Origin of the sequence: Gilliamella sp. wkB308 (assembly GCF_001690185.1) — a bacterium.
Lineage (GTDB): Bacteria > Pseudomonadota > Gammaproteobacteria > Enterobacterales > Orbaceae > Gilliamella > Gilliamella apicola_I.
Genome location: NZ_LZGN01000007.1, coordinates 1 through 20,055, shown reverse-complemented (window position 1 = coordinate 20,055; position 20,055 = coordinate 1). Strand labels below are relative to the sequence as shown.

General features: G+C 36.1%; 16 protein-coding genes and 1 pseudogene. 4 read left to right on the top strand and 13 right to left on the bottom strand.

Going from position 1 to position 20,055, the window contains the following annotated elements; translation table 11 throughout:
• The first annotated feature begins 47 nt into the window (after positions 1-47).
• The 4 genes from A9G10_RS01055 to A9G10_RS01040 all read left to right on the top strand — a co-directional run bounded on the left by A9G10_RS01055 (position 48) and on the right by A9G10_RS01040 (position 5,587).
• Positions 48-977: a branched-chain amino acid transaminase gene (locus A9G10_RS01055; protein ID WP_065557852.1), complete on the top strand. Its 930-nt coding sequence runs from the start codon at positions 48-50 to the stop codon at positions 975-977.
• A gap of 137 nt (positions 978-1,114) precedes the next feature.
• Positions 1,115-2,965, top strand: coding sequence for a dihydroxy-acid dehydratase (ilvD, locus tag A9G10_RS01050; RefSeq protein ID WP_065557851.1), 1,851 nt, complete (start codon positions 1,115-1,117; stop codon positions 2,963-2,965).
• A gap of 2 nt (positions 2,966-2,967) precedes the next feature.
• On the top strand, positions 2,968-4,506 hold the full coding sequence (gene ilvA / locus A9G10_RS01045) for a threonine ammonia-lyase, biosynthetic (RefSeq protein WP_065557850.1): 1,539 nt from the start codon (positions 2,968-2,970) through the stop codon (positions 4,504-4,506).
• A gap of 100 nt (positions 4,507-4,606) precedes the next feature.
• Positions 4,607-5,587 carry a Gfo/Idh/MocA family protein gene (locus A9G10_RS01040; protein ID WP_065557849.1) on the top strand — a complete coding sequence of 327 codons (981 nt, stop codon included), beginning with the start codon at positions 4,607-4,609 and terminating at the stop codon, positions 5,585-5,587.
• Positions 5,588-5,715: 128 nt separating this feature from the next.
• Here A9G10_RS01040 and A9G10_RS01035 read toward each other — a convergent pair whose 3' ends face one another.
• From A9G10_RS01035 to A9G10_RS00980, 13 genes and pseudogenes are all read right to left on the bottom strand, one after another.
• On the bottom strand, positions 5,716-6,636 hold the full coding sequence (locus tag A9G10_RS01035; RefSeq protein WP_065557848.1) for an L-lactate dehydrogenase: 921 nt from the start codon (positions 6,634-6,636) through the stop codon (positions 5,716-5,718).
• A 525-nt stretch (positions 6,637-7,161) separates the two neighbouring features.
• Complete coding sequence (locus tag A9G10_RS01030; protein WP_065557847.1) at positions 7,162-7,437, bottom strand: hypothetical protein; 276 nt, start codon at positions 7,435-7,437, stop codon at positions 7,162-7,164.
• Positions 7,416-7,574 (bottom strand): annotated as a pseudogene (locus tag A9G10_RS12960) (integrase); the annotation flags it as partial. The gene A9G10_RS01030 and the pseudogene A9G10_RS12960, both read right to left, overlap by 22 nt.
• Before the next feature lie 407 nt (positions 7,575-7,981).
• Positions 7,982-8,866, bottom strand: coding sequence for a P63C domain-containing protein (locus A9G10_RS01025; RefSeq protein ID WP_065557846.1), 885 nt, complete (start codon positions 8,864-8,866; stop codon positions 7,982-7,984).
• Between the two features lie 168 nt (positions 8,867-9,034).
• Positions 9,035-9,406, bottom strand: a complete 372-nt coding sequence (locus tag A9G10_RS01020; RefSeq protein WP_065557845.1) for a S24 family peptidase — start codon at positions 9,404-9,406, stop codon at positions 9,035-9,037.
• Positions 9,407-9,694: 288 nt separating this feature from the next.
• Positions 9,695-10,120 carry a type VI secretion system baseplate subunit TssE gene (tssE, locus tag A9G10_RS01015; RefSeq protein ID WP_065557844.1) on the bottom strand — a complete coding sequence of 142 codons (426 nt, stop codon included), beginning with the start codon at positions 10,118-10,120 and terminating at the stop codon, positions 9,695-9,697.
• Positions 10,121-10,636 carry a type VI secretion system lipoprotein TssJ gene (gene tssJ, locus A9G10_RS01010; protein WP_065557843.1) on the bottom strand — a complete coding sequence of 172 codons (516 nt, stop codon included), beginning with the start codon at positions 10,634-10,636 and terminating at the stop codon, positions 10,121-10,123.
• A 2-nt stretch (positions 10,637-10,638) separates the two neighbouring features.
• Positions 10,639-11,700 (bottom strand): type VI secretion system baseplate subunit TssG, encoded by a 1,062-nt coding sequence (gene tssG / locus A9G10_RS01005; protein ID WP_065557842.1) that lies wholly within the window; start codon positions 11,698-11,700, stop codon positions 10,639-10,641.
• Positions 11,664-13,427: a type VI secretion system baseplate subunit TssF gene (tssF, locus tag A9G10_RS01000; RefSeq protein ID WP_065557841.1), complete on the bottom strand. Its 1,764-nt coding sequence runs from the start codon at positions 13,425-13,427 to the stop codon at positions 11,664-11,666. The genes tssG and tssF overlap by 37 nt, the downstream gene beginning before the upstream one ends.
• An 88-nt stretch (positions 13,428-13,515) precedes the next feature.
• Positions 13,516-15,126, bottom strand: a complete 1,611-nt coding sequence (gene tssA / locus A9G10_RS00995; RefSeq protein WP_065557840.1) for a type VI secretion system protein TssA — start codon at positions 15,124-15,126, stop codon at positions 13,516-13,518.
• A gap of 20 nt (positions 15,127-15,146) precedes the next feature.
• Positions 15,147-18,479 (bottom strand): ImcF-related family protein, encoded by a 3,333-nt coding sequence (locus tag A9G10_RS00990; protein WP_065557839.1) that lies wholly within the window; start codon positions 18,477-18,479, stop codon positions 15,147-15,149.
• A complete protein-coding gene (locus A9G10_RS00985; RefSeq protein WP_065557838.1) occupies positions 18,466-19,701 on the bottom strand; it encodes a hypothetical protein in 1,236 nt (411 codons plus the stop codon). The genes A9G10_RS00990 and A9G10_RS00985 overlap by 14 nt, the downstream gene beginning before the upstream one ends.
• On the bottom strand, positions 19,701-19,973 hold the full coding sequence (locus tag A9G10_RS00980) for a PAAR domain-containing protein (protein WP_218837303.1): 273 nt from the start codon (positions 19,971-19,973) through the stop codon (positions 19,701-19,703). The genes A9G10_RS00985 and A9G10_RS00980 overlap by 1 nt, the downstream gene beginning before the upstream one ends.
• Positions 19,974-20,055: the final 82 nt, after the last annotated feature.

The following is a 20,055-nucleotide window of genomic DNA, read 5'->3' as shown; positions in this document are numbered from 1 at the left end:
GAGCTATATCTATGCTAAACAAAAGTAAAATTTAAGAGGAAATAAAAATGAGTTCTACAGCAAAATCGGATTATATTTGGTTCAATGGTGAAATGATTCCATGGGCAGATGCTAAAATTCATGTCATGTCTCATGCTTTACATTATGGTACATCAGTTTTTGAAGGTGTTCGTTGTTATAAAACTCATCAAGGCCCTGCTATTTTCCGTCATAAAGAACACGCACAACGATTATTAAATTCAGCCAAAATATACCGTTTTCCTGTTCCTTACACGATTGAAGAAATCATGGAAGCCACGCGTCAAACTATCAAGAAAAATAACTTAGAAAGTGCCTATATTCGTCCTCTTGTATTTATTGGCGATGTCGGTATGGGCGTTAATCCCCCTGCTGGTTATCAAACCGATGTCATGATTGCCGCTTTTCCTTGGGGTGCCTATTTAGGTGAAGATGCATTAGATCAAGGAATTGATGCTATGGTTTCTTCATGGAATCGTGTCGCATCCAATACCATTCCAGCAGCGGCAAAAGCTGGGGGCAACTACTTATCATCATTATTAATTGGATCTGAAGCTCGTGCTAATGGTTTCCAAGAAGGGATTGCCTTAGACGTACATGGTCACCTATCAGAAGGTGCGGGTGAAAATCTATTTATCATTAAAGACGGTGTACTATTCACACCTGTATTATCTTGTTCTGCACTTCCTGGTATTACTCGTGATGCTGTATTAACGCTTGCTCGTGATTTGGGTATCGAAGTCCGTGAACAAATTTTATCACGCGAATCACTCTATTTAGCTGACGAAGTCTTTATGACAGGTACCGCTGCCGAAATTACACCTGTACGAAGCGTTGATCGCATTCAAGTCGGTATTGGACGTTGTGGCCCAATCACTAAACAGATCCAACAAACATTCTTCGGGTTATTTAACGGTAAAACAGAAGATAAATATGGTTGGTTAGATATTATTAAATAATATCTCAAAAAATCCGCTAACTAATACGGCGGATAAATACTTTTTGTAATGCGATGCACATCAAAACATGATGGACTCATCAAAATGATAAACCGATTAAATCGGTCGCAAGTATAATAAGAACTTGGGAGCAACAAATGCCTAGATATCGATCAGCAACCTCCGTTGAAGGCAGAAACATGGCAGGAGCGCGTGCGTTATGGCGTGCTACTGGCGTAAAAAATGAAGATTTTGGAAAACCTATTATCGCCGTCGTAAACTCATTTACTCAGTTTGTACCGGGACACGTTCACCTTAAAGACATAGGACAACTAGTGGCTAAACAGATTGAAGCATCAGGTGGTATAGCTAAAGAGTTTAATACCATTGCAGTAGATGATGGTATTGCAATGGGACATGGTGGTATGCTTTATTCGTTACCTTCACGTGAACTTATTGCCGATTCTGTAGAATACATGGTCAATGCGCACTGTGCTGATGCGATGATCTGCATCTCCAACTGTGACAAAATCACCCCCGGTATGTTAATGGCATCTCTCCGTTTAAATATCCCAACGGTTTTTGTGTCAGGTGGGCCTATGGAAGCCGGGAAAACCAAACTTTCAGATCAAATCATCAAACTTGATCTTGTTGATGCCATGATTCAAAGCGCCAACCCCAATGTGAGTGACGCAGACAGTAAAGCGATTGAAGAATCAGCCTGTCCGACTTGTGGCTCATGTTCCGGCATGTTTACAGCGAATTCAATGAACTGCTTAACCGAAGCCTTAGGGCTTTCGTTACCCGGTAATGGATCACTCATTGCCACTCACAAGCAACGTGAACAACTATTTTTAAAAGCGGCCAAACGCATAGTTGAAATTACCAAACGTTATTACGAACATGATGATGAATCTTATCTACCAAGAGCCATCGCCACCAAAGCAGCCTATGAAAATGCCATGTCACTCGATATTGCGATGGGAGGCTCGACCAATACCGTTTTACACTTGCTTGCGACAGCGCAAGAAGGCGAAATTGATTTTACGATGTCAGATATCGATCGACTATCTCGTAAAGTACCGCACTTATGTAAAGTTGCACCAAGTACAGCAAAATACCACATGGAAGATGTACACAGAGCGGGCGGTGTTGTATCCATCATGTCAGAACTTGACAAAGCAGGACTACTAAATCGCAATGTTCACAATGTGCTTGGACTGTCATTACAAGAAACCTTTGCACAATATGACATTACGCAAACCCAAGATGAAGAAGTAAAAAAAATGTATCGCAGTGGGCCGGCTGGCATTCGTACAACGAAAGCATTTTCACAAGATTGTTATTGGGACACACTGGATGACGATCGGGAAAATGGTTGTATTCGTGACAAAGCACATGCTTATAGCCAAGACGGCGGACTTGCCACACTTTATGGTAATGTTGCCCAAGATGGCGCTATTGTAAAAACAGCCAGTGTTGCCGCTGAAAACCTTGTGTTTAGAGGGCCTGCAAAAGTATTTGAAAGCCAAGAAGATGCAGTTGATGCCATTTTAGGTGGAAAAATAGTTGAAGGTGATGTCGTTGTGATCATCTATGAAGGCCCAAAAGGTGGGCCGGGAATGCAAGAAATGCTCTACCCTACCAGCTATTTAAAATCAATGGGACTTGGTAAAGCTTGTGCACTCATTACTGACGGTAGATTTTCAGGCGGATCATCAGGCTTATCCATTGGACATATTTCACCAGAAGCGGCTAACGGTGGCGTAATTGGTCTGGTACGTGATGGCGATATTATTGATATTGACATTCCTAATCGAAAATTAGTTTTAGATGTGCCTGAAGATGAACTAGAACGTCGTCGGGTGGCTGAGCTTACTCGTGGCGACAAAGCATTTACCCCTCATAATCGTGACCGCTATGTGTCGTTTGCCCTAAAAGCTTACGCAAGTTTAGCGACCAGTGCTGATAAAGGTGCAGTCCGCGATAAAAGTAAACTAGGTGGCTAAAAGTGAAACAACAAACAATACTGACTGGTGCTGATTATTTAAAAGCAACGCTTTGCAGTGCCGTATATGATGTGGCGCAAGTCACACCGCTGGAAAAAATGGATAAACTATCTGCCAGATTAAATAATCAGATATTTGTCAAACGTGAAGATCGTCAGCTAGTGCACAGTTTTAAAATTCGAGGTGCGCAAGCGATGATCGCCAGCCTTTCCCCAGAAGAGCGACAATGTGGCGTTATTGCTGCTTCAGCTGGAAACCACGCACAAGGTGTTGCATTTTCAGCGAGCAAATTAGGCATAAAATCGCTTATTGTTATGCCCTTAACGACAGCGGACATCAAAGTAGAAGCAGTAAAAGGATTCGGGGGTGAAGTTTTGCTTTATGGTGCGAATTTTGACGAAGCCAAAGCCAAAGCCTTAGAATTAGCCAAAGAACAACGACGCATTTTTATTCCCCCTTTTGACCACCCACTGGTGATTGCCGGACAAGGCAGTATTGCCATGGAACTGTTGCAACAAAATGCCAAACTCGATCGTATATTTGTTCCCGTTGGCGGTGGTGGGCTTGCTGCTGGTGTTGCTGTCCTAATCAAACAAATTATGCCATCGATTAAAGTCATTGCAGTTGAACCTGAAGATGCTGCCTGTTTAAAAGCAGCCTTAGATGCCGGTCACCCAGTTGATTTAAATCGAGTAGGTTTATTTGCTGAAGGAGTTGCCGTTAAACGCATCGGCGATGAAACATTCAGACTTTGCCAACAATATATCGATGATATTATTACTGTTGATAGCGATGAAATTTGTGCGGCTGTCAAAGATTTATTTGATGATGTTCGAGCCATTGCTGAACCATCGGGTGCGGTCGCATTGGCAGGACTTAAAAAATACGTTGAAAAACACAATATTCAAGGTGAAAACCTTGCTCATATCCTATCGGGAGCTAATTTAAACTTCCATAATTTACGTTATGTGTCAGAACGCTGTGAATTAGGTGAAAAACGAGAAGTTTTAATCGCCGTGACGATTCCGGAGCAAAAAGGCAGCTTTCTAAAATTTTGTCAGATATTGGGTGGACGTTCAGTCACCGAATTTAATTACCGCTATCATGATGAAGAATCGGCATGCATTTTTGTGGGTGTTAAAATCACTAAAAATAGTGAAAAAGATGACATCATGCAACAACTCACTTCAGCGGGTTACCCCGTAGTTGACCTGACTGATGATGAAATGGCTAAACTGCATGTTCGCTATATGATTGGTGGCAAGCCTTGTAAGCCAATTCAAGAACAAGTTTACAGCTTTGAATTTCCAGAATCGCAAGGAGCATTACTCAAATTCTTACAAACACTTGGTACTAACTGGAATATTTCAATGTTCCATTACCGAAGCCATGGGACTGATTATGGTCGAGTTCTTGCTGCATTTGAAATTGACCAAACCAATAGCCATGATTTTGGTAAACACTTAACCGAATTAGGTTATGGTTTCCATAACGAAACCGAAAATCCATCGTTAAAACTCTTTTTAACCAATTCGAATTAAATAAAGAAAGACTATTCACTTTTACGGGCATTAATTAAAGTGAATAGTCCTAAATCTTAATCAAATAGTTTAAGCCTTTAAAAAAATTGATAGATTAACCATGATTAAATTAGCAACAATTGGAACCAATTGGATCACTGAAAAATTCATTGATGCGGCATTACAAACTAAACAATATCAATTAACCGCTATCTATTCCCGTGATATCAACAAAGCCAATGAACTGGCAAAAAAATACCAAGTTAATACGGTATTTGATAAGCTTACCGAGCTTGCTCAATATGCCAATGTCGATGTTGTTTACATTGCAAGCCCAAACTCACTCCATTTTGAACAAGCCAAATTGATGTTAGAAAATAATAAAGATGTAATATGTGAAAAACCATTAACCTCGAATTTGACGCAAACCCAAACATTAATTAACATTGCCAAACAACACAAAAAACTCATTTTTGAGGCACTTAAAACCGTTTATTTGCCCAATTATCAATTAATTCGGGATTATCTTCCAAAGTTAGGAAGAATTCGCAAAGCACTACTCAACTACTGTCAATACTCCAGCCGTTATGAAAGTTATTTGAATGGCAATAATCCCAACACGTTTAATCCCACCTTTTCAAATGGTTCTATAATGGATATTGGGGTTTACCCACTTAATTTTGGACTAGAATTATGGGGATATCCCAATAAAACAAATGCCAGTGCGACAAAACTTGCGTCAGGTGTCGATGCGCATGGCAGTGTCTTACTTAATTATGACGATTTTGATGTCATCATTTGGCATTCAAAAGTCAGTAACTCTTACCTTCCTAGTGAAATTCAAGGCGAAAATGGATCGCTTATTATTGAAAATCTTGCCACTTGTGAGCGTATTATTTATCAACCAAGAATCGGTGAAAAAAAAGAAATCACCCTTACACAACACAATAATGATATGTATTACGAAGCAGAAGAATTCGCTAAGCTATATCAACAACGTAACGTAGATCATAACGGTTTAGCCTATTCGATACTATCATCAACAATCTTGACTGAAATAAGAAAGCAAACTGGTGTGGTGTTTCCTGCCGATCAACATTAAAGATCTTTAAAATATACAAAATGAAATAATAAGTTGCCAAACGTTTATAGCAGAACGCTAACTAAAATTAGCGTTCTGGGTGATATATCCGTTGACTGAGTATAAAACAACTATCAGACCAAACACGCTTATTTAATATGTGCAATATAACCCTTAATAATCTCGACACTATTTTTAAATAACTGCTTTTCATTATCTGAAAAATCTAACTCAATAATTTTTTTGATACCATGCTGATCTAAAATCGCAGGCACACCTATTGCCACATCTTGATAACCATACTCCCCATGTAAAATACAACTTAATGCTAACGCACGATGGCTGTTAGTAAAAATATGCTGACAAATTTCAGTAATCGTACTGGCGATACCATATTCAGTGCAATGCTTAAATTTAGCAATTTCAAAACCTTTATTCTTCGCTTTGCTGCCAATATCATTAAAATCGATTCTATTTTTTTCAAGATGATTAAGGTTAATGCCATAAATCGATGAATGCGACCAAACGGGAAATTGTGAATCGCCATGCTCACCAATAATAAACGCATCGATACTTTGTGGACCAATATCCATTTGTTCACCCAATAAACGACGTAACCTTACTGTATCAAGCCAAACCCCAGTACCAATTATCCGATGACGGGGTAAACCTGATAATTGCCAAACTTGGTAAGTAATCGCATCACAAGGGTTAGTCGCCACTAAAAAAATCCCTTTAAAACCATTTTTCATCATATCTGGCACAATCGTTGCAACTATTTTTGACGTACCAGCTAGCTCCTCCGCTCGGCTTTTTTGCGCTAATCCCGAAGTAACCGTAATAATCGCAATATCAATATCAGCACAATCGTTGGCATCACGTAAACTGACTTTAATCATATTTTGCCGATAAGCAGCCGCATCTAACAAATCCTGAGCATGTCCATAAGCCCGATCTTTATTTACATCAACCAGTACAATTTCTTCACAAATACCACGATTAACTAAGGTATAAGCCGTCGTAGATCCCACATTCCCTACTCCAATAATCATGACTTTACGTAGTTTCATAATAAACTCCAATTATTTGAAAAATGAAATAAAATCAATAGAAATACAGATACGAAAGGGTTTGTCATCACAGCGTTAGTATTGCATATTCTTGTGTAAACGGGGAATCATTTTCGTATGTTAATAGTGTTCATGTTGAAGCAGTTTATTGTATTAGAACACTAAATCTAGTTTGGTGTTATTATCTGCCGATTCGGTTTATTTCAGTATATATAGGGAATATAAATTTTTATATAAATCTGATAATTTTTCTTGCGGTTTATCCCTGTGTATACAGGTATAAACAGAAATCTGGAAACCCGTCCAGTCGGTTAGTTTTAATTGACTGTATGATTGTTTTATATATTAAGCATTCTATATAATCACCAATTGCTTTTTTTGTGTGTTGTTTTTAGTAGGGATAGTCCAGCAAAAATAGCGGCTTTTTTAGAGCCATATTTTTCACCCAATTCAGTTACTAGCGCTTGTTCATTATCTGTCAGATACAATCCGAGCAATCTACTTCTACCAGCTCATTTTTGCGCCTCAGCTAAGCTCATCTATTAGATCCATCGTTTCATCAAAGTAATCACGTTCACCGCGTTCTGATTGATAGCGATATGCATTAATTTGTTTATTATTTTTGGACATTAATATTAGATGATTTTTATCTAGCGGTAATTTATATAGCTCTAAAAACGCCTCTTTAGCGGCAGGAAAAAATGGAGTTTTTGTACTGAGATTTTTAATTATTTCACTACCTCCTCGTCGTTTTTTAATAACGTAAACTTTATAAATATTTATATTTTCAGGTATCGCCATTCTCGTCCTCTACTGTCGTTATATTTATCTGTCATCTTCTGTGATTTATGACCCAAAAGGTTTCTCTTATCAACTCTTTGAACTCTATACAAACGTTCCGATAGCGATCTAATCTCGTGAAACGTTGGCGATGTTCCGCCCCAATAGTTAGTATCAAAAAAACAGTTTATCCTTATGTATATAGGGAACACTTCGCCGTTAGCCTAAAAACCATTTACCACCACTTTATCGCCTAAATTAAACATAAAAATTACCTCATTTATCTATTTATTGTTAAATAACTCGTGGTATTGTTTAATTGCTTTGTTAACTTGATTTGTTTTGATGTGTTTAGTTTAGTAAATAGCTAACCAAAAGCAAAACAAAATGTTTATTAATAACTAAACTTTTTCAAAAAAAATTATTTTATTTATATAACAATAGGTTAGATAATTATAAATTTTGTGTGGTTGAGTGTTTTTTCACATGGAGAGTAAAAAGATTTTTATGCAGATTTTAGACATGAAAAAACCCGCAATAGCGGGCTCTGTCTCAGTGAATGATCTTATTTAAGTAAATTCTCATTGAATTCTAATTGTAACTGAGGTTCATCGTTGTATTTCTTTTTAAATAAATAATTAAATTGTTCTTTAGATTCAGAAACGGACATTAACGTCGTAACTTCAATGATTTGTTTTCTCAAGTGTTCCCGACCAACATCAGAAGTTAAAGATTGATGCCATCTATATTTCCAGTTCCCATTTTCTGTTTTCCCGATATTGTCCTTTACTTTTTCAATTACACCTTTAGGCATTTGATCATATATGTATTTAATGGTCAATTTACCGATAAACGACGGCTTATTTTTAATATATTTAGGTATAAATGGTAAACCCCACAATCTAAAAATTTCTTTATAAAAATCATCCGTAAATGTTAGTTGCCATTTCAAAATTTCCTCTGAGACATAAGCGGTGAGAATTTTTTGTAATTCAAATCTTTCTCTTTCATACTGATAACCAGTAGCCTCGTCTATTAATGCTACAATACCAACTCTAGCAAAACCTCTAATTAATATTTCACATTGATCAGCAATGATTTTCTGTCTCGTGGATAAATTTATATTGTTTCTAGCCTCAAGAAATGCTTCACAAATATCAGCGAGTATTGTTGCCTCATAACCATTAATTTTTTGAGTCCCCTTATAACACTCAATTGGGTTGAAGTGGTCAGGACTTTTGCCCTTATAAATAAAGGGTTCAAGCGTTTTTTGATTCAAATATCTGGCCAACCTTGTCCCTGATTTCGTTTCATGCTCTTCTTGCAACTTCAGTGCATTTTGCATCGCATTACCAGATAAAACTCTAGTTCCATCCTCTAGGACATAACATGGTATTATTGTTTCACCCAAAACAATTTCACCTTCATGAATTATTTTTCTTTTTTCCATTAATCTATTCCTTCTGCCTTTATTATTTAAAAAAAACGTCGAAGCGGTTATCCGTGCTTTCTCAATAACATGGATTGGCTCAATATAACCTTTCCATGTATATAAAGTTGATTGTCGGATTTCACTCGAATAACATTTTTAATTACCTGTAATCGTTTTACAAATAAATTACGACCGAATATAAAAACATAAATTCCATCCCCCCTCAAACATCCGTTTAGATACATCAACAAATATTGCATCACCGCTATCTAACGTGTCCTGCATACTGCCACCACTGATATTGATGACTTTCAAATTTTCAGCGCTAACGCCCCTAAATAATAATTTTGCCTGCTCCGAATCATATTCAATTAATTTAACCATTTCCATCACATCCGAGTTTAGGTAGCCTAATCCTGCGCTAGCATTAATATCCAAAATTTCAATTATGTAGTTGTTATCATTAATGTGATCTCTATTATTCTGATTAATTCCATATAATTCATTATGTTCTGGTTTGTCTAAATAAAATTCAGGTATGCCATAATCATTTTCCAAACGTCGAGTTGATTTTTCACCAAATGATGATTTGCCATTAATTAATTGAGAAATGTAGTTTTTTGGTTTGTTAGTACCGTTTTCCCATTTAGAAACCGCTGCCCTTTAAATGTTACCCATTTTTTCCCATCTCTCCCTGGCTCAATCCCCGTTTACATCTAGCTATTTTTATTCGTTCTCCAAGCATTTTTACTCCGATATGCTGTTTATTGTTAATACAGATGTAAACGGTTTATTTTTGTTTTATTATTAACCAATTTGTTATGCTTTTTATTTATCTATCCTTTATTAATTTCGTGCTGTTTTTTTGGTATATCTTAATTGTGCTTTGCCATCGGGCATAAAATAAGTACCGTATTTGACTAGTCCACCTTCTTTAAAATAACAGACTAATTCATAGCTAAGCACCATAGAATCTTTATTTTTCTCATCAATATTGATATTTATTGATTCAAGTCGTGGCTCATAAATGAGTAATGTTTGTTCTATGGCTCTCATTAATACGTAAGCTGATGACGGTAATGCCTGAAAGATAGTGGACATGTCCGGTAGCCCATAATCAGGCATATGGTTGATAGCCCCTGCCCGACTATTTAGAATACGCTCGATATTATCCATTACACTTATAATGGTTTGTTCATTTTCGGCTATTTCATCTATCGGGATACCAGACTCAAAATAGCCATATAAGATGTCATATAATGAAGCACTCATTTACTTTTCTTCCACAAGTTTAATGCTATATTGGCTAGCGATAATTTCGCGTGGTTCAGTAATATAAAGATCACCACGTTCCAATACTAGTCGCCAACTGTTATCTTTTAGATTTGGTTCTTTGAAAAGCGCTATCACGCCTACTGCATCTGCTTTTTTATCAAATGGCGTATCAATTGAAATTGATGTATCGGGTTTTAGTACAACTTCTTTGCTTTCAATGAGTGATTCTTGTAATATTTCACTGTCATTATCAACGAGTTCCTGATAAGAAGCAGCGTTAAAATTATCAGCATCTTTTAATTGATAAATTCGGATCACAACAGGTGATGAGCGTCCATCATCATCTGTATTTAATTCAGCCCTTGCTTTTAGATCTAAATGTAATGTTCTGACATTCCATTTAAAGACAGAATCCGTGATTTCAACTGCCGTTTCGCTTACACTTTGAGCGATACCACAACCCATTAGCGAAATGATTAATAAACTAGCAAGTAATGTTTTCATTATTTTCATTTTTAGTCCCTTGATTGATATACTTGATAATCAACACCAGAATAGCTACCCAAATTCACTTTGATTTCGTCTTCAACAGGTTGATTATTTTCGTCAGTTTTATTAAATGAAGCAGTTAATCCTAATCTGCTATTTCTTGATTTTAGTTGGCTTCTTGGTAGAAAAATTCGCTTAATACACAGCGTTATTTTGGCATCTACACGATAACCTAAATAAGCACGTAATAAAGCTAAAATATCATGAAATAATTGTCCGTCGGGCAATAGCTCAGCAATTTGATGTTCGTGTTGAGGCGTGATAACAAGATGAATACTTTGATTACACTCTTTAAAACGTGAACCCAATGCAGCACCACCATCTAATCCGATTCGATGTGGCCCTTGACCGCCTAATTTTGCTGGATAATCAATTGACTGCCAAATAGGATAAAATTCGCTTACACTTACTTGCGCATCATCGACCATCACACGCACTAATCCGATAATGCCTTCAGCTGTACGTGTTTTTTGAGACATTAACCCTAATAATGCAAAACATCGAGATAGTGGCGTACCTATTTGTTCAATGGTACCTTTTACACCTAATCCAATTAAACCAGACAAGCATTTTGATACTGGGTCGCGCCCGCCACTTAAATAACATGCTGGATAATGATACTTCAACCAAATACGATAAAATTGAGTAATGACCCGATGATTGAACATATCTAAAAAATCAGTCATGGATTGATAATTTTCGTCTCGCCGAATAATCTTATCAAGCAAACCAAGCGGTAATACAGCATCAACCCCATACAACCCTAAAAAACGGGTTCTAACTGTTGTTGGACGATTTATATAGGGTGCTTTTTCTATATATTTCAGCTCACTTGCTGGGAAAGACATATCCACCGAAGGTGCAAAACGCAACGGATCTGCAGCAGGTGATTCGCTTTTACCCAATATAGGCTCGTCTGCATATAACTGCTCAAGTAACTGACAAAAACGATAAAAATTAATTTTTGGCAGTTGCTTTTCAAGCATCTGCATTAAAGGGCTGTTTTCGATGTTTTGCTCTGGTTCCATACAATTTTATTTCCTGTAGGTAGACTAATAATAACCAATTGTGTAAATAAATTAACATCGGCATATAAAGCAAAAAACTGATGTAATAATTCGCCGAACAGCATTACATCACCTTCCCCGGTAAATTGAAAACTATTGATAGTGACTTCTATTTCAATACCTCGTTGCAGCATACCTTTAACTGTGCGTTTAATCATTCGATGAGAAACTTCAACGATACCTTCCAAGCGTCTACGATTAAGTTCGTTATCTGTCCAATCATATAATGCGAGTGTTCCACGTAGAACTTCAGCATTCATTAGTGACAAATAATTCGGGGCAAGATGCGAAAGAACACGCCAATAAAAGCGATCCTCAGTTGGTGGATAGCAAGGTATTGTTGGAGAACAAAGATTTCGTACTTTAGCAATATTACCATTTGAGTCAGAAAGATCATGAATTCGAGCATTACGTAAAGCTTTACGAGGTAACATACCATTAGTACCTGTTATACGTAACGATAAAGTCTCGGTTTCGAGCATTTCGTTTTTATCCCAAATTTTACCGCCCAAAATCAGCCATGTGTCATGTAAACCGGAAGCTCCTCTTCTGACTCGAGTATGATAATACCTTTCTGGCGCATCATGACGCAGCATACCTCCACGGTGTTTAAAACTCGTGAATGGAACATATCGATAACGTCCATCACGCGTAATAGCTTCAACATGTTCAACAGAATACACTTCAACATGCCCATCTTGACGTAATAAAGGGCGAAGTAAATATTCGCTTTCTAGCTGATTTACCACAATAGGATCGGCTTCCATATCAAATAAATTGATGACTGGTACGCAATGCAAACGAATATTATCATCGCCAAAAGGCATATCGGTTGGCCATGATTGATTGAGCGTCAATTCAATATCAATATAAGTACATGCTTCTGATATATTGCTTGTTTTTAAACCATGCAAGTCAACAAACATAAATTTTTCACGAAATGCAAAATATTCTAGTAGAAGTTGATAGCCAGAAAATGCATTATCTGGTTTTAACCATAAGCGATCGTCCTCGCTGAATCCAACGGGGGTAATATGACCATTTAACGAAACTCTTGTTTCAGGATCATCAGAGTAACGAACATGAATTGAACCAACTTTCTGCGTTAAAACATGATGTAGCGTTGATGCGATGGGGGCATCTGCATTTAAATAAAGACGTAGACATGATAAATCCAACTGTTCAAAGTCAGCCAGTTCAGTAATACTCAACCGAATAGTAATCATGCTACGACCATCATGGCTTAGCCCTAATCTAGCTTGACTTATTTTAATAGGTCGTAAAGTGACATCTTGTGTTGTTCTAAATGGACACCGTGTACCGACATGCCCTAATGGCTCAGATTGCACTTGCAATCCCTTTGGAATGACTTCTTCACGTGATAACGTCGTATAATTTGGCGTAAGTTCCACAATCGATAATGATGGGATCAGTCGTAAATAGTGAGGCCAAAGTAATGTCACTAAACTTTCTGTTAATTCAGGTAAGTCATCATCAATTTTTTGACGTAAACGACCCGTTAAAAAGGCAAATCCTTCAAATAAACGTTCTACATAAGGATCACGATCACCGACACGATCTAAGTTTAACAAACTAGCTCTATCAGGATGTATTTTGGCGAATTCTTTTCCTGCTTCTCGCAAATACCGCATTTCTGATTCGTAATAGCGTAAAATTAAATCATCCATTTTTCATCTCTTTATTTTTTTGTATATTCTGTTTAATAATATCGTTATTGAAACTAACTACCCCATTAATAATGGTGTTTGATTAACGCTACATAACACTTAATGCTCTAGCTGGATCGAGTTGCATTAATTCGTGCTGTAACAAATCAATTTTTTCTGAAATCTCGGGTTTAAAGCCATCTTTCAGTTGATTTTTTTGCTTCATTAGTTTTAATAAAAACCGTTTAACATCAAATATTAATTCTGGTTCCCACTGTAAAAGTGTCATTGTTTGCTGTTGACTATTGAGACCAAGCAATAATTTCATAGCGATATCTTGTTTACCCATTTGCTCAGCAACTCTTGCTTGCGTATATTGCAGTAAAAAACGTTGTTTAGGTGAGCGTAAAGTAGGTAAATTTTGCAACCACTGAAATGCCTTTTCAATACTTTCACTATGCGCCAATTCTAACGCTTGTTTTTCAATTTCATTCCAGTCGTTTTCACCAGATATCGAAATTGGTTCAATACTGTCACCTTCATCTAAATGATGAATCCGCGCATTGGTTGCAATCCAATTGAGCGTTTCATCATCGGCAAACGGTGTGCCATTATCGAATGAAAGCCGTTCTATGCCATTTAATCTTTCAAGCATTAGCCCAATATCCGTTAAAAATATATCCGCCCAAGCTTGATGAGGTGCACCCATTTTCTGTAATGCCATAACTGTTGCTCGTTGTAAATCAAGCCAAAAATGGTTCGCACCTTCCATAAAAGCCGCTTCCACACGTTCAAAAAGCTCTGACCATTGTTGTTGGATGATTAAACGACTAATATTTTGTTTAAGTTCTGCTCTTGGTGCCGGTAAACGAGTTCGTCCTCGATGATCTGCTGGAGGTAAATCGACAATGGTATCCCAGCGTAATATTCGTAAAAAACGACCTGCTGCAAGATAGCCTTCTGGCTTTTCTCTTAAAAATGCAGCCATTTTGCGAGCTTGATCAAGTAAGTCTCGTTGGGAACCAATTTTAGCATCCGAAAGTTTTGGAAAAGATTCTGGCATTGATTCAGAAACAGGCATAGATGATGATGCGTTTTCTGATTGAGTACTTTTAACGGGTTGCTTTAAATTATTGCTAAAAAAATGAACAAGCGCTGAAAGATCTGGCGCTTCAAGGTTCTGTTCCGGTGTTTCACCAACAAACAATTTTTGACAAATACTATCAATTTGATTGAGGGCTAAAATAATTCGCGAAAGACACTCTTCTGAAATTGGTTGTAATTGCGTAAGTGGGTCAAGAAACCTTGCATTTGCTAGCCACTCTATCGCATTTTTACGGATATTATGCCGAGAAGGGTAAACAGAGGTTCCAAATTTTTCAAGTAAACCAGCTAATATTTCAACACCGTCGGCATAGCCATTGGCACCATCAATATGCAACCGAGCCAAACAATAATAAGTAACAACACGTACATCTTTACTATTCTTCTTTAAGATATTTTCACTTTCCGTCGCGACTAACTCATAATCAATTCCGGAAAGTTTAGCGATTTCTTCTTTTATTTCCTGAAAAGTATCGTGGTAAGTTAAATCTTCACCCGTTGGTTTATCAAGACTAATTGGCTCTAACCAATCAGCCCACTGTAAACTTAGATTTTTTTTAGCTGTTTCACTTGAATCTTGCGATCCAAATAAACGGTTTAACAATTGGCTAAACATAATAATCTTCCATCATTTAATTAATTTTCAAAAACTCTATTCGGTAATGTAAAGTTACGCAATTTTAACAACGTTAGTGGTCCTTGCCCCAACTGTGTACGTAAAATATATCGTAATCTACCTTCCTCTGATACTTTCCAAACCAGCTCATAGCGACTTGAATCAAGCGGTTTAACTGATGCTTTTTCAAGCAGTCTGATCAAAGACCAATCACCATTAAAATAATCAGAGAGTTTTAATCCTGTTTCATCAGAACTCCAACTTAACTGTGAATAAGGTGAATAACCATCACCAGGCCAATTGAATCGTTGCCAAGTTGGTGCTTGGTTATAATATTCTAATTTTTGTTTATTAATGATTAATTCAGTTCGGACAATATTATTACCACTGCGTGGCATTAGATCAAAGGCTAAACTAACATCACCTGATGTGATTAATTCAGATGATAAATCGTTAAATAACTCCAATGCGCTAATAAATTTCGGTGAAAAATTAAGTCCTTGAGCGTTCACCGTATTAACAACCCATCTGCCCCCTTTCTTTTCTAAAACGCCACCTAATTCATTTATAATAAAATTGTCGATAATGCCTGTATCACTACGTAAAAAACGAGCCAGTTCAGCAAACGACGCTTCGTTTTCACTATTTTTGAAAGGATAACGACCCGCAAATGACTTTTCCCATTGATGCACAATATAATTTTGCCAAATTTCGTTAAAACTTTCAGTCGCTGGGGTTAATACGACCTGCCACGATTGCTCAAGCGGTTGCTTAAATAAACTATGTCCAAATCCAGACCATTCATTACCTAAATTAGCGGCAATTAAATTTCCGTAATCTCGTGTTTCGGTCAAGTCAACTGACGTGCCTTTAAATACACTTTTAGCAAGTCCTTGCATCATTGCTTTAGGATCTGCGCTATTGGTCACATTTTGCAATTTTAAGCGGACTTGTGTGACTCGTGAAAGATAGGTTTGTAATGAAAGATTATTATTTTCATTTTTGATTAAGTTCACGATAGGTGAAAAAGTTTCTGTTAAAGGTCCTGAAGCCTCATTATTTGCTAAAGGAATAACAGATTGATTCTTTTTGCCTATGATTTGCTGTGCAGTACGAATTAAATTATCGGACAGTCCATCGCCAGAATAATCAACTTCAGACTGATATTTAACGACATTAATTAATGCAATCAAAGGGGATTGACGATTATCAGCCAATAAAGTCAATTGCTCAATAACATCAGACACATTATTAGCTGGTTGCCATTGAATATTATTTAAAAAATACGCCCAAGATGCTCCATATTCACTAAAATAACGATCTTTTAATTGCTGTCTTAACACATCGGGGGATATTGAAGCAATTAAATTGCTTTGGCTATCTTCGCCCAATACCCAGTCAATTTGCTCTTTACGTGATTTAGCTGCGCTATTAATTTCATTTTTAATAGTATCTTCCCATGCTTTACGGGTAAAAATACCGGGAACTTCAACATCATTAATAAAGAGTATATTGCTATCAATGCCTTCAAGTAATTGATTTAAATTTTGATTGGTATATTGTTGACTTGCACGCTGAATAATATCTTGATAAAGCGTGTTAACGGCATTTTGAACACCAATTTTATTAATCAATATTTTTTGTATACCATTGACCAAACGTTTGTCTTCTTGAAGCGCCCAGTCTGGCTTACTTTTTAATACTTGTCCCCAAAAACGGACCAGATCTGGCATTAATCGTTGCCAATCACCATCACTAATACCTTCTGGTGCTCGCCATTTTTGCGAAGCAAACTGACTTAAGTAAATACCATCACTTTTATCCGGATGACTTAACATTAAATAAGCCTTTAAAAAATCATAAGCTGAATCGGCTAATTTTAAACGCTCTGGACTATCTGGTGGTAGCTCTGTTAGCAAGGTTAAATAATCTGTCATTAGATTATGAAACGGAGTGGCAATATTTCTAGAATTGGTCACTCGATAAGAAAGCCACAGATTTTCCAAAAGCTCATTATTATGATTCAAACCAAATCGATAGCTAAATGGCGCACCGTGTTGCTTACGGTAAAGTAACTGCTCAATACGTTGTTGTAATTCATATTGGATTTGTAATTTGGTTGTTAAGTCTTGTTCAACCGAATTATCCGCATTTTTAACTAAATTAATACTATCATTGATAAGTGTTGAATTTCTAAAATACGAAGTCATCAAACCGATACTTAGTATCGTAAAAAATCCTAAGAGAACAAAACAAGAAATCACACCCCACTGAATTCCCATTCGCCGTCCATGTTGTAATCTAGAATCATCGCTAATTGATTGCCACGTTGGAGTCATGATCAAATAGTTATCATAAAATTGTTCTTCATTACTATTAGGAGATTGATGAGGGGTAAAAAACAACCCTCGGACTCGTGGAGAATAAGGAAATGCTGTCAATGCAACTAAATAACGTTTAATATTTGTAATATCTCCGTTAGTTAATTTTTGGCTAAACTTTAATAAAAAATCATAGAATGTATTAATTTTAATTTGTTGTACACCACGGATACAACACTCTTCTGATAATTTATATAACGCTGATTCAACTGAATCTATAGTTTCTTGCTTTAATGTAGAAAAGAAAATACCTATACTTTGTTCAGTTCTCCCTGTTTGCGGCCATTCACTATCTTGTGCCGAAACAAGATAAAGAGGAGCTGACCACTTTAGTAACTTATCTCGTGCTTCAAATTGCGATATTGACTTTTCAATTAATAAATGCTGCTTTCGAGTATTGTCTAGATATTGCTTAGGAACGACCCATATTAGAGCATTTAAAGGTTTACTTAAAAAAGGAATAAAACGTGAAAAACGTTTTTTCAAAGTTAATAACCAAGAAGTATCAAGTGGATCTTCAATATCACCACCGTAAATCATTAGAGTTTTATCGTTTAATTGCCATTTTTCAAGTTGCAAACGAGGAAAAACTAATTCAACATCTGAACTTGCACCAATTACAAGGCATTTTTGAATTCTATAACGCCAAAACATACCATGACGGTTACGAATAAATTTAATAGGCTCCATAAATACATCAGTTTTTTTTACTTTTTCTTGCTTCTTATTATCGCTATCGATACTCGTTTTATCTCCACGCTGAAAATCCAATTCCATCACTTTGTGTGATAACAAATTAATAAGTCCATGGAAATGAGATAGAAATAACGCAAAAATGATAACTAATAAAGACGCGATAACTTTTTCGGTATTCCATACAAGAAACGAAAAATTATCCTGCCAAATCAAAACAACAATAATCATTGCAACAATTAGCAATAAAAACATCCAAATAAGTTTATAGTTTTTCATTTTTTTCACTTCTCTTATTATTTTCTTCTGGCAAACACGATACAACTGAGGCAGTAACATAAGGAGTACCTAATATTACTAATTGTTTATTTTTTGATTGAACTATATTTTCAATAGCTAAAGCGAGGTTTAACCAATAGGAACATAACCCTGCATTACCTATTGAATGTTCTAAATCTAAAACATCTTTTGGTTCAAATCTGATTTCATTAAAATAATTCATGATGTCGTTTTTTATATCTGTAGTCATACAGTTACACCAAACAATATCATATGGGTCAGCACTATCGCTGCTCCACAATAAAGCATTATCAATAGTATTATTTAACTGATTAGTTTGTTCACTACGATGGACTTTAACTCCTAATTTACTAATATCAGAGGCATAACAATTTTTATCTACATTTTCACCAGCTAACAATAACATTGAAATGAATTCACCTTCATTTTTAACTGGAGTTTGAAACATATGACTGCTAATGACTAACAATAATTCATTATCATGCTGACTGTTATCTAACCACGATTCTATAAATGTAGAAGAATTTTTTGGCTCTTCAATTTTAAAGCTAGCAGGGTCATTGATAATTTTTCCCAAAGTTTCAGACCATAAAACCTCCATTTTATTTTCTTCCAATTCCAATTCAAAAAATAACCTTACATGAATATTGATATTACTATTTAAAGTCAAAAATTTAACCTTAAATTTTGCTTTCCATTGTTCAAATACTGATTTCAAAAAGTTATAATTACTATCATTGTTTTTGTAATCATTTATTAAAGATGTGTAAGCAATAACAGCACCATCATTACCATATTGTTTCGCGATCATCTGAAAACTTTTATTTTTTAATGCACGAACATTTTCGGTATTACCTTGTTGCGTGACAAGCGCATGTTCTAAAACATACAACCCTCTTTGTCCATATTTGATTAACTGTTGCTTTCGGCGTTCACGATGTAAATTCCATTCTTTATTATAATTTTTACGGTAACCATGAAAATAAATACCATTTAAAAATATAAGCAACCAAGCAAAAAAAGGAAATAAAAAGAAACCTGATATGAATAAATTATTTGGGATATTGTAAAAAAAACTCAGCACAAAGGTAATTATACTTCCGCACAAAATGAACCCTACAAGCAATATAACCCAAAACCAACGATTTATTTTTTTAACTTCTGGTTTTGGTTTTGGTAGTAATGTTAAATCCACAGGCATTAAGCTTTCCCAACCTTAGATACTGATGAAATTAAAGAACAACCACAAGCAGTTTTATGACCATCCAAAGCAATACATTTACCTTGATCTGTAAAACTTGATTCTCCTTCAATGATAGGATTAACCCCATGATTCTTTATAGGACAGCTAACTAAATCTCCTACTCGAGCTACAGGCTTACCTAAAACAATCATTGTCGATGAGGCAGTTATGACTTTTCCTCCATGATCAGTTGAGTCACCTAAACGAATGACCCCTATTAAATTGCTCACTTTTTCATTTCCTTTATTATTTCCTTACTCTTTTAACATATTTTAACCCATCTTGTAATTAAAATTAATATTTTTTTAATTT